Annotated in this window: 11 protein-coding genes and 1 pseudogene; 2 read left to right on the top strand and 10 right to left on the bottom strand. The window is 42.6% G+C overall.

The window, feature by feature from the left end:
- Positions 1 to 255: 255 nt before the first annotated feature.
- The 4 genes from P7F88_RS09720 to deoC all read right to left on the bottom strand — a co-directional run bounded on the left by P7F88_RS09720 (position 256) and on the right by deoC (position 4,739).
- Positions 256 to 1,761 (bottom strand): xylulokinase, encoded by a 1,506-nt coding sequence (locus P7F88_RS09720; RefSeq protein ID WP_277824125.1) that lies wholly within the window; start codon positions 1,759 to 1,761, stop codon positions 256 to 258.
- A 101-nt stretch (positions 1,762 to 1,862) separates the two neighbouring features.
- Positions 1,863 to 2,912, bottom strand: a complete 1,050-nt coding sequence (locus P7F88_RS09715; protein ID WP_277824123.1) for an alcohol dehydrogenase catalytic domain-containing protein — start codon at positions 2,910 to 2,912, stop codon at positions 1,863 to 1,865.
- A gap of 17 nt (positions 2,913 to 2,929) precedes the next feature.
- On the bottom strand, positions 2,930 to 3,955 hold the full coding sequence (locus tag P7F88_RS09710) for a Gfo/Idh/MocA family oxidoreductase (protein WP_277824121.1): 1,026 nt from the start codon (positions 3,953 to 3,955) through the stop codon (positions 2,930 to 2,932).
- Between the two features lie 106 nt (positions 3,956 to 4,061).
- Entirely contained in the window at positions 4,062 to 4,739 is a 678-nt protein-coding gene (gene deoC / locus P7F88_RS09705) for a deoxyribose-phosphate aldolase (RefSeq protein WP_277824119.1), read from the bottom strand.
- A 464-nt stretch (positions 4,740 to 5,203) separates the two neighbouring features.
- On the opposite strand from deoC, the pseudogene P7F88_RS09700 reads away from it, so the two are divergent.
- A pseudogene (locus P7F88_RS09700) lies at positions 5,204 to 5,311 on the top strand (DeoR family transcriptional regulator); the annotation flags it as partial.
- The gene (locus P7F88_RS09695; RefSeq protein WP_277824600.1) at positions 5,294 to 5,908 is read left to right on the top strand and encodes a DeoR/GlpR family DNA-binding transcription regulator; all 615 of its coding nucleotides are present in this window, start codon (positions 5,294 to 5,296) and stop codon (positions 5,906 to 5,908) included. The pseudogene P7F88_RS09700 and the gene P7F88_RS09695, both read left to right, overlap by 18 nt.
- 45 nt (positions 5,909 to 5,953) lie before the next feature.
- Here the strand turns inward: P7F88_RS09695 and P7F88_RS09690 are convergent, their stop codons facing one another.
- From P7F88_RS09690 to galM, 6 genes are all read right to left on the bottom strand, one after another.
- Positions 5,954 to 6,955: a VirK/YbjX family protein gene (locus P7F88_RS09690; RefSeq protein ID WP_277824118.1), complete on the bottom strand. Its 1,002-nt coding sequence runs from the start codon at positions 6,953 to 6,955 to the stop codon at positions 5,954 to 5,956.
- Positions 6,956 to 7,172: 217 nt separating this feature from the next.
- A complete protein-coding gene (locus tag P7F88_RS09685) occupies positions 7,173 to 8,138 on the bottom strand; it encodes an ABC transporter substrate-binding protein (protein WP_277824116.1) in 966 nt (321 codons plus the stop codon).
- Positions 8,139 to 8,144: 6 nt separating this feature from the next.
- The gene (locus P7F88_RS09680) at positions 8,145 to 10,034 is read right to left on the bottom strand and encodes a methyl-accepting chemotaxis protein (RefSeq protein ID WP_277824114.1); all 1,890 of its coding nucleotides are present in this window, start codon (positions 10,032 to 10,034) and stop codon (positions 8,145 to 8,147) included.
- Positions 10,035 to 10,193: 159 nt separating this feature from the next.
- Entirely contained in the window at positions 10,194 to 10,490 is a 297-nt protein-coding gene (locus P7F88_RS09675) for a putative quinol monooxygenase (RefSeq protein ID WP_277824112.1), read from the bottom strand.
- A gap of 59 nt (positions 10,491 to 10,549) precedes the next feature.
- Positions 10,550 to 11,242 (bottom strand): SDR family oxidoreductase, encoded by a 693-nt coding sequence (locus P7F88_RS09670; RefSeq protein WP_277824110.1) that lies wholly within the window; start codon positions 11,240 to 11,242, stop codon positions 10,550 to 10,552.
- A 129-nt stretch (positions 11,243 to 11,371) separates the two neighbouring features.
- A complete protein-coding gene (galM, locus tag P7F88_RS09665; RefSeq protein WP_422127731.1) occupies positions 11,372 to 12,433 on the bottom strand; it encodes a galactose-1-epimerase in 1,062 nt (353 codons plus the stop codon).
- Positions 12,434 to 12,829: the final 396 nt, after the last annotated feature.

Genomic DNA, 12,829 nt, shown 5'->3' with positions numbered 1-12,829 from the left:
AAAAAATCGAAGAAAAGATATGAAAAAGAAAACTTTCAATATAAAAGCTCAATTTCATTATTACTTTTATCAAAAAGGCAATAAATAGGTGTGTATTTCGGATTGACATGAGAGAAGAAAACGCGAATTATTTTTGTTTTGCAAATTAAAACAAAAAAGGATGGAAACGGATACGTGGAAATCCGCTCCCATCGAAGGTGAGATTCATTATGTAATGAGTATTGTAGTAATTAGAATTTGTTAAATATTAACTTGTTAAATATTTTTTAGCTCAACGAAGTAATCGTTCATATCTACGCACAGCTTACTGTAGAGGCTACGATACTTGTTGTATTTGTCCTGATCCTCAGTGTTCGGTTCATAAGAACGCTTCACTTCAATATGTGCTTTTGCAGTTGCAGCCACATCGTCGATAACACCAATCGCGTTACCCGCCAATAGAGCGGTGCCCCATAATGCTTCGTCGTGTCGGGACATAATATCCACTCGAAGATCACAAACATCAGCGATTATCTGAGGCCAAACCGAAGAGTTCGCACCACCACCAATCATCTTGATGGATTCCATCTTGATATGAGGGTAAAGCTCTCTGATTGAATCTACCGTTAACGAGATTTCGTAAGCATAGGATTCAAGTAGTGAACGATAGAAATGCGCAGGCTTATGCATCAATGTATGACCAAGGAACATGCCTTTGATGTCCTCGTTAAATGGCATATTGCTACCGCTTAACAGGCCAATACACATAAGGGCATCTGAGCCTACTGCGATCTCTTTAGCTTCAAGATCAATTTCAGTAAACTCGCGACCTTCACAGAAGTTGTCTTTAAACCACTTAATGATGATGCCAGAACCAGGAATATACTTGTGCAGGATATAGTTGTTATCCGTAGCATTTAATAGCGCATCGTAGTTCATCGATTTCAGGTTCGGAATGTACTTGTCTACCATGCAGCTCACTGCACCGTAAGAGGAAGCTTCGAACACTAGGTCATTGATCTCTGAAACATTTGAGCCAACAATACCAGCCACTTTGTCACCAGAACCAGAAACCAGAGTTACGTCTGGGCTGAGTCCAAGCATCTCTGCATATTGCGGTGCCAGTGTTGCCACTTTTTCGTTTGATTTGGTAATACGAGGCAGCTTATCAATTGAGATACCTACCAGGTCACATAGCCTCTTGCTCCATGAACAATTTGCGATATCAGCAAGACCAGTCCAGGTGATGAAAGAACTATCGATAGTGGTATCTTCGATTCGGCTTTTCGCCATTTTTGCGATGATATAGCTGCTTATCATCATGTACTTTTTCACTTTGGCAGCATCTTCAGGGAACTCTTTTTCGAACCACTCAATTTTTGGTGCCATAAGAGGAGAGTTGGTACCTGAAATTTCAACCAGTAAACGGCTGTGCTTCTGAAGCATGTTTTTCGCATATGGGTAGTAGCGAGTATCCAGAGAGCAAGACCACGATGTGATATCATTTAGCTGCTCATCTACGCCCATTACACCAGCCATCTGACCAGTAAATGCGATAGATTTAACGCTTGCTGGATTATCGATTTTATCTAATGCATCTTTGAAACAGGTAAGAACAGAGTCGAAAATGTACTCACCGCTTTGCAGGAAAACACCTGCACTTGGGTTGTCGATTTTCATCTCTTTTGTTGATAACGCGAGACAATTTCCTGAAGTGTCATAGATACCAACTTTTATGTAACTTGTCCCTAAGTCAATCGCCGCAAGTAATGTCGGTTCCATTGACTGCCTCCTTAAAAAAAGTACAAGATGTTCTGAAATTCTTTTGTTTGTTATTTGCCCGGTTTTACACCGGGCTATTTTAGTTTTTATCCACGCAGCGCTTAGTCAAAAGCGATTACGTGCTTAAGGCCTTTCGCTGCTGCAGCGTTGTCCAGAGCCTTATCAAACTCATCAATAGAGTATGTTTCTGAAACAATCAGATTAAGCGGGATACGCTTGTCATTCACAAGCTTGCTGCACAGACGGTAGTCGTAAACGCTCTGCTTAATACAACCGTGGATGCTTAGCTGCTTGTAGTGAATGGTGTTAGAGTTCAGTGGAACCATCTCTTTATCTTTTGGCAGACCACCGAAGAACAGAATTTTACCATTCATGTTCATGTACTCTGTCGACTCAGACTGAGCGATCGCTGCTGGTGCTGCAATGATGCTTACATCAACACCTTTACCAGTGACCTCTTTGATGCCTTCTTTAAGGTCACCCTTCACGGTGTATACATCTGGGAACAGCTCTTTTGCTTTCGCCAGACGCTCTTCACTTAGGTCAGCAACAATCACTTTAGCCGCACCGAATAGCTTACATACCATTACGTGCATCAGACCAATTGGGCCCATACCCACAACCAGTACGTCGTCACCTGGTAGAATGTTAATCTGCTTCTGGCCGTTATATACGCAACTTAGAGGTTCAACAAGCGAAGCTTCTGCATATGAGATCTCGTCGTCTAACGGTGCAATGTTACCTTGCTCGATTGCGAATGAAGGAATGCGAACATACTCAGCAAAACCACCATCCATTGTCACACCCCATGCATCGTAGTCGTCACACAGGTGAGTCTGGCCACTTACACACAGGTCACATGTACCACAACCGATGTTTGGTGCGATTGCTACTTTCTGACCTTCAAAGTAGTTGCCTTTTACCGCTGAACCTACTTTTGCGATTTCACCAGCAAACTCGTGGCCGATGATCAGAGGGTTCTCAGGAGATACTTCTTTGTAGCCGTTCATGTACATGCGCACATCAGTACCACATAGAGAAGCTGATCTTACTTTTAGCAGCATCTCGTTTTCTGCAATCTCAGGAATAGCAACTTCTTCAACCTGAACGTCTAATTTGCCTTTAAGGCGCGCCGCTTTCATCATAGTCATCTTATTCTTCTCCAATCTTAAGCTTCGCCAATATAAACAGGACGTTTTTCAAGCAGAGACTTCAAACCTTCCTGAACAAGAATCAGCGCCATCTTACCGTCGTGGCCTGTTACCATTGTTTCTGTGTCGTTGCGGATAGCTTCAACAAATGCTTTTGCTTCTGCGATGTAAGCGTCTTTGTATAGCTTAGTCCACGATGGCATTGAGTCGGTGTGAAGCACTTTTTCCTTCGTTACCAGCTCAACGTTGTTGTTCTTCTGGCTGCCCACTTTTGCGATACCGTGAGTACCAAGAATTTCTGCGCGAGCGTCGTAGCCGTACTGAACGTACTGAGCACCATCAACCATGCCAAGTACGCCGTTTTCAAACTCAAGAAGCACAGCACAAGTATCGTAGTAGTCAGGGTAGTCTGCAGCAACTTCAGGTGAACGGAAATTACGGCCGATTGCGTGAATCATTTTCACTTCAGAGCCCGCGTACCAGCGAAGAGTGTCTAGGTCGTGGCTGTTCACTTCACCGATAGGGCCAGCACTGTCTGAAATATCAAACATCCACGCTTTTGGTTCACTTGGACCGTGAGTAAGAGACTTAATCATCGTCACTTCACCCACTTCTTTGTTGTCGATGATCTCTTTACCTTTCTGGAAGCTTTCATCGAAACGACGCATAAAGCCTAGCTGGAGCTTAACGTTGTTTGCTTTACAAGCTTCAATCATCACGTCGCACTCATCTGCGCTAACAGCCATCGGCTTTTCACAGAATACGTGTTTGCCCGCGTTAGCCGCTGCTACAACGATATCTTTGTGGTACTGAGTTGGAGTAACCACAACAATTGCATCGACTTCGTCATTTTTCAGAACATCGTTGTAATCTGTGTACTGATATTTAACGTTCAGTTCTGCCTGAGCCGCTTTCAGGTTTTCTTCAAACGGGTCACAGATTGCAATTAGCTGTGCGTTAGGAACGTTACCGTTATAACTTCTAGCGTGGATCATACCCGCGCGGCCACAGCCAATCAGACATACATTTAATTTATCTTTCATCTTCTTATTACCTTTGCAAATAAGAAGACTAAATACCCTCTTCCAGGGAGGCTGTTTCGGGTATTAGTCTTATAACTTTATAAGCCAGTGCTCAGTTGGCTCTGAATTACTCACCTAGTTCCGCTTTTAGTTCTTCAACGATCTTGATACCTGAGGAACTACCAATGCGAGTTGCGCCTGCTTCAATCATTGCGCGAGCAGCAGCTAGAGTACGTACGCCACCAGATGCTTTAACCTGAACACCTGAGTACTGTTTCATGATTGCGATATGCTCTGGTTTAGCACCATCGGTACCCATACCTGTAGAAGTCTTAACAAAGTCAGGCTTAACTTCTGCAGCAATTTTAGATACTTCGATGATCTCTTCTTCAGTCAGGTAGCAAGTTTCGTAGATAACTTTACATACGATGCCGCCTTTGCGAGCAACCGCTACAAGAGATTCCATTTCACGCTTGATGTAGTCCCAATCGTGCTCGCGAACTTTACCTACGTTCAGTAGGTAATCGAACTCTTCAGCACCTTTTTCAACTGCGTCTTGTGCTTCGAAAGTCTTAGCTTCGATTGTTGTTTGGCCCAGAGGGAAACCAATAGCAGCGCCAGTAAGAACGCCAGAACCTTCTAGCATTTCACGGCACATTTCTACTGGGTATGAGTTAATTGCAACTGAAGCAAAACCATACTCACGAGCTTCGTCACATAGTTTTTGGAAATCATCTTTAACCGCGTAAGCGTTAAGGTTTGTGTGGTCAAATAGTGCAGCAAGTTCTTTAACTGTTAGGCTCATTGTTCTCTCCGAGATTTTCATTTAATCAAGATTCGCTTTCATATCTTTTTGCAAGCAAACCTTTATCTTCATTTCGAAAACACTATAACCTCTAATTTTCGTTTTGAAAAGTTATATTTTTATTTGCTTGTGATATTCATCAAGATTTTTCAAGTATTTTGTTTCTGTTTTCAGAATATCTGCTCGCGTTTAGTAAATGAAAAGCACAAAAACTCAAAGATATGCTCAACAAAAAGTGTGATAAACCTTTTAATATCAATACCTACAATGGGGTATGTCGTTAAATTTCGATTTGAATGTTTCATTTTTAATTGGTTGTAATTAGAAAGTTGCGACCATATAATGAAAACAAATAAAAAAGAGAGAACGTGATTTATAAGAGGCCTGAACAGAATGTCCAAGAAAGTGATGTACGGGGAACAGCGTAAACAGCAGATCCTCGGTCTGATAAAAGAGAAAAAAGCGTCAGTGTAAATGAGTTGGCTCAATACTTTGATGTAACAACTGCGACTATCCGTACCGACCTGACGGAGCTAGAAAAAGCAGGTGAGGTCATCCGTACTCATGGCGGAGCTATCCTTAAATCTGACATTGCCCATGAAAAATTCCTGAACGAAAGGGAAAACGAAGACAAGAAGATCAAGGTAGCATTCAAAGCTATCGAGCTTATTGAAGAAGAAGACTCTATTCTTATTGATACGGGTACAAGCACTGCGGCTTTGGCTCGTATTCTGGCTAACTCTGATATCAAGCGACTAAGAATCTTCACTAACGATTTTGAGATCGCAAAGCTACTAGAAGGAAAGAGTGAGTTTGATGTTCACGTATTAGGTGGACGTATTCGCAAAGGTTTCCACTACAGCTATGGCGGAACTGCCATTTCAGAACTAAGAAAATATAAGTTCGACAAGCTGTTTCTGGCGACATCATGTCTGAGTTTTGAAAGCGGGCTAACAACTTACCATACCGAAACCGCAGATTTGAAAGTAGAGATGATCAACTGCGCCAGCCAGAAAATTCTTCTCGCAGACTCAACAAAAATGAATAAAGCAACGTTTGCAAAATTCGCCGATCTAAAAGAAATCGATACTGTCATTGTAGATAACGAAGTATCGAAGTTTGACTACGAAAACCTATCTGAAGCGGTTGATAGCGTTATCATGGCTTAAAACGCTCACGCTCTGGCTGATATACCCCAGAGCGTGTATTACTTGTTAAGCCTGAGCCAGCTCACCCATAGGTAAATCCACAGCCGAGTCCACCTCCTCGTATGGGATTGTTCTGATACCCTTGCTCTTCCCAGTATCAGAAAGATCCGACAGGTAAGCAACGAACTGCTCTTCAAACTCATCCATTAGCTGGTATCTTTTGGTATACAGTCTCCGCTTAGTTTTCTTCAACGTTGATGGGTCTTTTCGCTCAGGATTTAGAGGTACCTGGAAAAAATACTTGTCGACTTTACCGGCACCGAACTCTTCCCATAGAGCATCGTAATCGAATGTAACCGCGCCTCTTTTTGAGCCTGCATAGCGAAGCGCCTGGTAGATATGCCCATTATTGGAAATGGCTAACACCTCATCAACTTCGAAAAATTTTGCCATCATGAGGCTGAGCTCAAGCATCAAGGCCTTAGGTCTTAAGCCATGTAAAGTTCGGGTGATCTCTTTGATTTTTTCCTGGCTTTGATCGACTTGCTTAGAGGTACCTTGTAAGCAACCAATATGCATCGTTCGCTTACCGTTCTGTTCAGAAAGATTAAAGGTTATCGAATAGATTGAGTGCCCCGTTGCACTCTCTACCAATCGAAGACCAAGAGAGCCTTCTCGCGCCTCCCCTGAGAAAAACTCGATACGATAGTTGTTGTCATCACGGTCAAGAAAAGTCAGTACCTCAGCATTTCGTTGATAAATGCGCTCAACGTTTGTGCCAAACTGACGTTCTAGCAACTCAAAATGTGTTTTGAGAAGTTGGACACGCTGCGCCGATGAAAACCTAACAGAAATAAACGGTTTTAATGGTTTTTCAAACAACTTGGGTTGCTGTTCGATAATAGGCGCGAGGTTTCCATTGTCGTTAAGCTTTTCCACTTGTTCTATAACGCCCGGATTCAGCAACCCCCACATGATAAAACGTAGATTTTTGCGTACGTAGTTTATACCAGAACTGTTTGGGTGAACTTGATTAGCAAGTGCATTTAACTTATTGAAGAAGAGCATAGATCCAACCTGAAAAACATACGAAACAATAGCTGATATGGAATGCGAACATGAATCAACTGAGCACAAAATAGCCAACAAGGAATCACAAACAGAACCACAAGCCCATATATGATTCATTGTTTCATTTATGAATGTTTTCATGTCAGGTTTATGTAAAGAACTTTAGATAAGCTATGAACGGGTACAACCGGATTAATCTGGTATGTTAACCAGATTAATCAATAAAACTCGCTTCGCTGGCGATATGCTCAGGCAACTTAATAGCCCACCGCTTTAATTGATTTGTACTAAACACGTACTGCCCCTTGTTCAGCATTAAAGGGCGTATTCTTTCACCTTCTTCCAGAGCTTTGCGTGCTATCTTTCCAGCCGCAGCCCCTTGCTCATAGCCAGATACTACATATCCGCCAATATTTTTGGTGTGTCCAATAGAGAAATCCCAAAAACCAAAGGGCGGTATAGGTGTGTTTTGAGATGTCCACTCAATCACGTGTTCAGGAGGGACATAATTACCGCTAATATCTGAAATAGTATGGTAAAGAGCCGGGATAACTACGTCATATCCATTAAAGTGTGAGTTCAAAACAAGCTCTTGCCACTCTTCGAACTGGCTCACAAGCTTAATATCGACGTGTGTACCTCCCAATACAATGGAATCTTTGCCAAAAAACATTTCATTTTTGATTACTTTACTTGTTTCTCCTGAATCAAGAAGTAAGAGAGCTTTTTCCATGGGAGAAACTTCATTTAACATCAGGATAGAGCGGCGGAAAAGAGGCCTCTCGAGCACTCCGGAAAAGTTGGTTGCTTTCGCAACTCCATATGCTCTCGGGTTGGCATTAATACCCAGATAAACAACAGGAACCTGAGTATCAACGAACTTATGTCCCAGATACTTAAGCGAATTGTCGTCAGCAAGAACAACGAGATCTGGAGAGATCTTCTTGTACATTGACCAGGCAGAGTCAGCCCGTTTTTGAAACTCAGATTCAGGAATCCGTTTGGTATCCATTTCAAAATGAACCAGCTCATAGCTATCAGCCAGCACATCGTTTAAACCTCTGGTATAGCTTTTATCCCATACGTATTCTGAATGATAGCTTTCTACCACCAGAATTGTCCCCGCTTCGACTAAAGCAGAGGACAGATAAAAAAGTGGTAGAAAGATCCATTTTCCCATGTGAAGTTACACCCGGAACATTTTTACAGCTTCACGTAAGCTAGTCGCCATGCTATTCAGCTTATCTGCCGTGCTCACATTCTCCTGAACGTCACTAGCAGTGCTGGCAGCGAGGTCATTAACAGTGACCACATTCTCGTTGATGTCAGCCGTCACACTAGACTGTTCTTCTGCAGCTGTCGCTATCTGATTGTTCATCTCCTGGATCAGACGAATTCTCTGTTCAATAAGATCGAGTGATTCGCTAGCTTCAGAAGATTTACTTAACGTCTGCTCTGCACTGGAAGCATTCTCTGTCATTAGGCTTACAGAGCGAGAGGCTTGCTCCTGAAGTGCCTCGATCATTGCCTGTATCTCGTTGGTACTCTCCTGCGTTTTTGTTGCCAGCGTTCGCACTTCATCGGCAACAACAGCAAAGCCTCTACCGTGATCACCTGCCCGAGCGGCCTCTATTGCCGCGTTAAGTGCTAACAAGTTAGTCTGGTCAGCAATTCCTCTTATTACATCCAGAATACCACCCACATTCTCTGTTTCGGTCTGGACATTAGAAATCACCTCTTGCACATGACCGATATCTTCAACCAACCTGGTAATTTGCTGGTTCATTTGACTAACAACCGCGAGGCCCTGCTGGGAACTGGCACTGGCTTGATCTGATGAATTAGACGCTTCTACAGCATTTTTCGCGACTTCTGCAACGGTTACAGTCATCTCATTCATTGCCGTAGCAACTTGCTCAAGCTGCATCATCTGAGACTTAGATGCCCCGCCTACTTTTGTAGATGACTCACCAAGTTGGGTAGAAGCCTTTAACAGATCGCTGGAAGACGCGTTGATATCTGAGATTATCCCTTTCAGGCTATTCGCCATCTTGAGTGTCGAGCGGTAAACACCCTCTGTTTGCTCATTCTCCTGAGGAATATTGGTCAGATCACCATTAGCAATACGATCGACCAGCTTTTTAATCTCTTTTGGCTCGCCACCAATTGGTTTGTACATAAGTACGGTGATCAGGTAATAAACACCTGCTACACCCAAAACAATAAAAATCAGCCCTGAAATCATGTTTGTTTTGACCGCAGAGTCAGAGGTCGCGTTTATGTCATCCCACTTCGCCCATGCCCATACCGTCCACCCCAGAGACTTAATTTTTGTAGAAACACCATAAAAGTCACCCCGATCGGGTACCGTATAGGAGTGCTCACTGGTATCCTGATTAGCATATTGTTTGTATGTTGGTCTTAAGTCATACAGGTTCTCACCCACATCATCCGCATTAGCAGCGGCCATAAGAAATCCGTCTTCACGAGCTACAAAAAGATTTCTTTCCGGGGAAAGCTCATTCACAAAATCGGTGATATCACTCATCTTTAAGCTCATACCAATAACCGCGACAATTTTGCCGCTTTGCGTTAATGGCGTAACTATAGCCATCGTTAAATCGCCCGTGGTGGCTAAAAACGGATTTGTCACGGTTCTTGGAGCTCCAGACATACCTTTGATAAACCACTCACGTTGTTTCTGCTTGGCATTAAAATTAGGGATAACACCGCGATTCGCTGCATCATAAGTGGTTCCATCAGGCATACCGATAAAGAAGTTCAGCACCTTCATTCGGTTTTTGTTATCTACTAGCAAATCCAGAGATTTATCATCAATAACAACACTACCGTTATTAACATCGAGAGCTACACCAAGGCTTTCAAGCGCAATGAAATAACTCTCAACTTTCCCTTCAACAGCTTTTGAAATAAGAAAAGATTTGTTAGATAGGCTACTTCGGTAATCTCTGGTTGAAGATGAACTAATCTGGCTGTATGCAAGTACTGAGAGAACCGCAACAATAACCGCGATTAAAACCCCAGTAGATAGTAGTAGTTTGTTTCTAGCGCTCATAATGTCCAGTAATCCTATGTTTATTGTTACTTAAAAGTATAGGAATAGATTTGAGTGTTTTGCTGATATCTCTATAATTTTTGGCGGAAAAGAGAAGTGAAAATAGAGGAAAGTAACGACTCGACTAGCACATGGAGCGCACTAGCCGAGAAAGAGCAATTAAAGAACAGACTCCCAGTTCACACGTTTAATCTCTACCGATGAACAGGAAGCGCCCAGTTTTGGACCACACTCTAGAAAATGAGTAGTTTGCTCATGGGCTTTCAAAGATGCTTCATCGGCCCAGCACTCTTTAATATAAAAAGTAGGCTCTCCCTCTGCTTTCGCAGATCGGTACTCAAGGCATCCTTCTTCCTCACGGCTCAGCCTACATAGCGTACCCAGTATTTCTTTAACTTCTTCTACTTTGTCTTCTGTAGAGCGTAGTGTCACCAACAGATTAACTTCACTTTTCATTTATACCTACCAACTTATTGTTTATACGACAATTTTATTATTCCTACTTGGGCTAACTATTACCATTCAACAGATGAACCATCAAACACGCGGAAACTGCCTGACTCTTCAAGTGTAAGACTCTCCGCGACTTTTACGATACCAGATACACTCTCTTCTGCTGTAAATGTCGCGTCTTTACCACCCATATCCGTCTGAACCCATCCAGGATGGATAGCCAACGTTTTCACCCCATCTTCACGGAGATTTTGTGCCGCAGAAACCAGAATCTGGTTTAGCGCAGCTTTCGAAGTACGGTAGCTGTACATATTGCCAGATCCATTGTCTCCAATACTCGCAACACGCGTTGAAATACCGACGATGGTTTTAAGCTCACTTGCAGCAACATTGTTTCTAAGAGCCTGAATCAAAAGCGCAGGTGCAACAGTGTTGATGGTAAGTACTTCCAGCCATTTCGCTTGAGTCATCTCACCTAGTTTTGCACAATCTTCTCCCAGAACCCCAGCATTAAGGATTAAATGATCGATAGCGCGTCCCTGCAAAGTGTCTGCTAGTGCGTTGATCTCCAGCTCTTTAGTCACATCCAGAGTCAGAAGCTCTACCTTTCTTGATTGTGACGCCAGTTCACTCAATTCAATTGCACTTTCCGGAGAACGGCATGCCGCCAGTACTTGCCAGCCTTGCTGTACGTATTGACGCACAAACTCAAGCCCTAAACCACGATTAGCGCCAGTAATTAGAACAGTAGACATATCAGACTCCAAAGTTAATGTTCGTTTCGGAGTAATAGTAATGTCACCCGGACAGGTTTTATCGAATTGAGGGAAAGAAGAGACCAAGATTCGACATTGTCGAATCTTGGTTAAGATAGCGGAATCAAACTAGAAAGAGAATTTGTATCTTGTTTTATACTGATAAACCTCGCCCGGATTTAGTACGGAGTTAGGCTGAGGCCACTCCGGATGGTTTGGAGCATCAGGCAAGAACTGAGTTTCTAGCGCAAAGCCGGAATAATCTTCGTACATCCCACCAATACGTCTTGGTGTACCACTATTCCAGTTACCGGTATAAAACTGCATAGCTGGCTTATCTGTGAAAACTTGCATCGAAACAGAACCATCTCTGTTTTCTACTTCAACAATTGGTTCTTTAACATCTCTTAGAGGGTTAAAAATGAAAGAGTGATCGTACCCTTTTGCATTCACTTGCTCTTCATCTTTCAAGAAGTCGCGACTAATAGGTTTCGATTCCATGAAGTCGAAGTTGGTATTTTTTACCGCATCAAACTCACCTAACGGGATACCAGCAGCATCCGTTGGAAGGTAATATCTCGCGTTTATTTTTACCTTGTGCTCTCTACAATCGCTTCCTGATTCCGCATCTTCCAGATTAAAGTATGCATGATTCGTTAGGTTGATAGGTGTTGGTTTATCGGTTGTTGCTGTGTAGCGAATACTTACTTCATTGTCGTTGGTCAACGTATAGGTAACTGTTGCATTCACCTCGCCTGGGAATCCCTGATCGCCATCCGGCGAAACCAGCACAAACAAAATACTGTTCGAACATATATCCGCGACATCCCAGCGTCTTTTGTTAAAACCTTCAGGGCCGCCATGAAGTATGTTTTCTCCCTGATTAAGCGGGGTCTGATAACTTTTCTCACCGATACTAAAACGACCACCAGCAATACGGTTTGCAAATCTGCCTACCGTAGCTCCAAGGTAAGTTGTGTGCTCTTTGAAGTCGGTCATATTGCCAACACCGAGCAACACTTCTTTTTCTCCGCCATCCAACGGTAATTTGCAGCTTAGCCAGGTAGCTCCAATATCCATAAATGTTACAACCATGCCATTAGCATTTCTTAGTTCATAGACTTGTGCTGGTTTACCATCGTATGCCGGACCTTGAATCATCGTTTTAGCTAAGTCGACCGTCATATTCATCCCTCTTAATTCTCGAAAGTTGTGATTTGTCAGATATTGAAAAAAATGCAGCAACCATCTGCATGTCATCGGGATGATGGTTGCTGCTTCCCAACAAAAATCCACTTACGTGAGCGGTATAACCTGACATTTTTATTATCAAGATTTAGTGTACACATTATTTTTATATCGAAAATTATATTTTCATATTCTTTTGACTAAAGTCATAAAAAACTCACTCTACTCAGTTTTACACTGTAAAAATTGTTACCTATTTTTCCTTTTTAACTCTCTATCTGTAAATTCCTCAGCCACTCACCATCGTTTATTTGCTCGAAAAACCGCTAATTTATCGCAACATCACCTGCATGCAGCTCATTTAGTGTCCTGGATCACGCTTTTATTCTCTTTACGGCT

The organism is Vibrio hannami, assembly GCF_029589055.1.
GTDB lineage: Bacteria > Pseudomonadota > Gammaproteobacteria > Enterobacterales > Vibrionaceae > Vibrio > Vibrio hannami.
Note: the sequence above shows the minus strand (reverse complement) of the source record. Positions and strands in the feature narration are given on the sequence as shown.

What these genes read in the sequence shown, in the direction of transcription:
- P7F88_RS09720 (WP_277824125.1), bottom strand. Translation starts at nt 1,761, where the DNA reads ATGGAACCGACATTACTTGCGGCGATTGACTTAGGGACAAGTTACATA.
- P7F88_RS09715 (WP_277824123.1), bottom strand. Translation starts at nt 2,912, where the DNA reads ATGACTATGATGAAAGCGGCGCGCCTTAAAGGCAAATTAGACGTTCAG.
- P7F88_RS09710 (WP_277824121.1), bottom strand. Translation starts at nt 3,955, where the DNA reads ATGAAAGATAAATTAAATGTATGTCTGATTGGCTGTGGCCGCGCGGGT.
- deoC (WP_277824119.1), bottom strand. Translation starts at nt 4,739, where the DNA reads ATGAGCCTAACAGTTAAAGAACTTGCTGCACTATTTGACCACACAAAC.
- P7F88_RS09690 (WP_277824118.1), bottom strand. Translation starts at nt 6,955, where the DNA reads ATGCTCTTCTTCAATAAGTTAAATGCACTTGCTAATCAAGTTCACCCA.
- P7F88_RS09685 (WP_277824116.1), bottom strand. Translation starts at nt 8,138, where the DNA reads ATGGGAAAATGGATCTTTCTACCACTTTTTTATCTGTCCTCTGCTTTA.
- P7F88_RS09680 (WP_277824114.1), bottom strand. Translation starts at nt 10,034, where the DNA reads ATGAGCGCTAGAAACAAACTACTACTATCTACTGGGGTTTTAATCGCG.
- P7F88_RS09675 (WP_277824112.1), bottom strand. Translation starts at nt 10,490, where the DNA reads ATGAAAAGTGAAGTTAATCTGTTGGTGACACTACGCTCTACAGAAGAC.
- P7F88_RS09670 (WP_277824110.1), bottom strand. Translation starts at nt 11,242, where the DNA reads ATGTCTACTGTTCTAATTACTGGCGCTAATCGTGGTTTAGGGCTTGAG.
- galM (WP_422127731.1), bottom strand. Translation starts at nt 12,433, where the DNA reads ATGAATATGACGGTCGACTTAGCTAAAACGATGATTCAAGGTCCGGCA.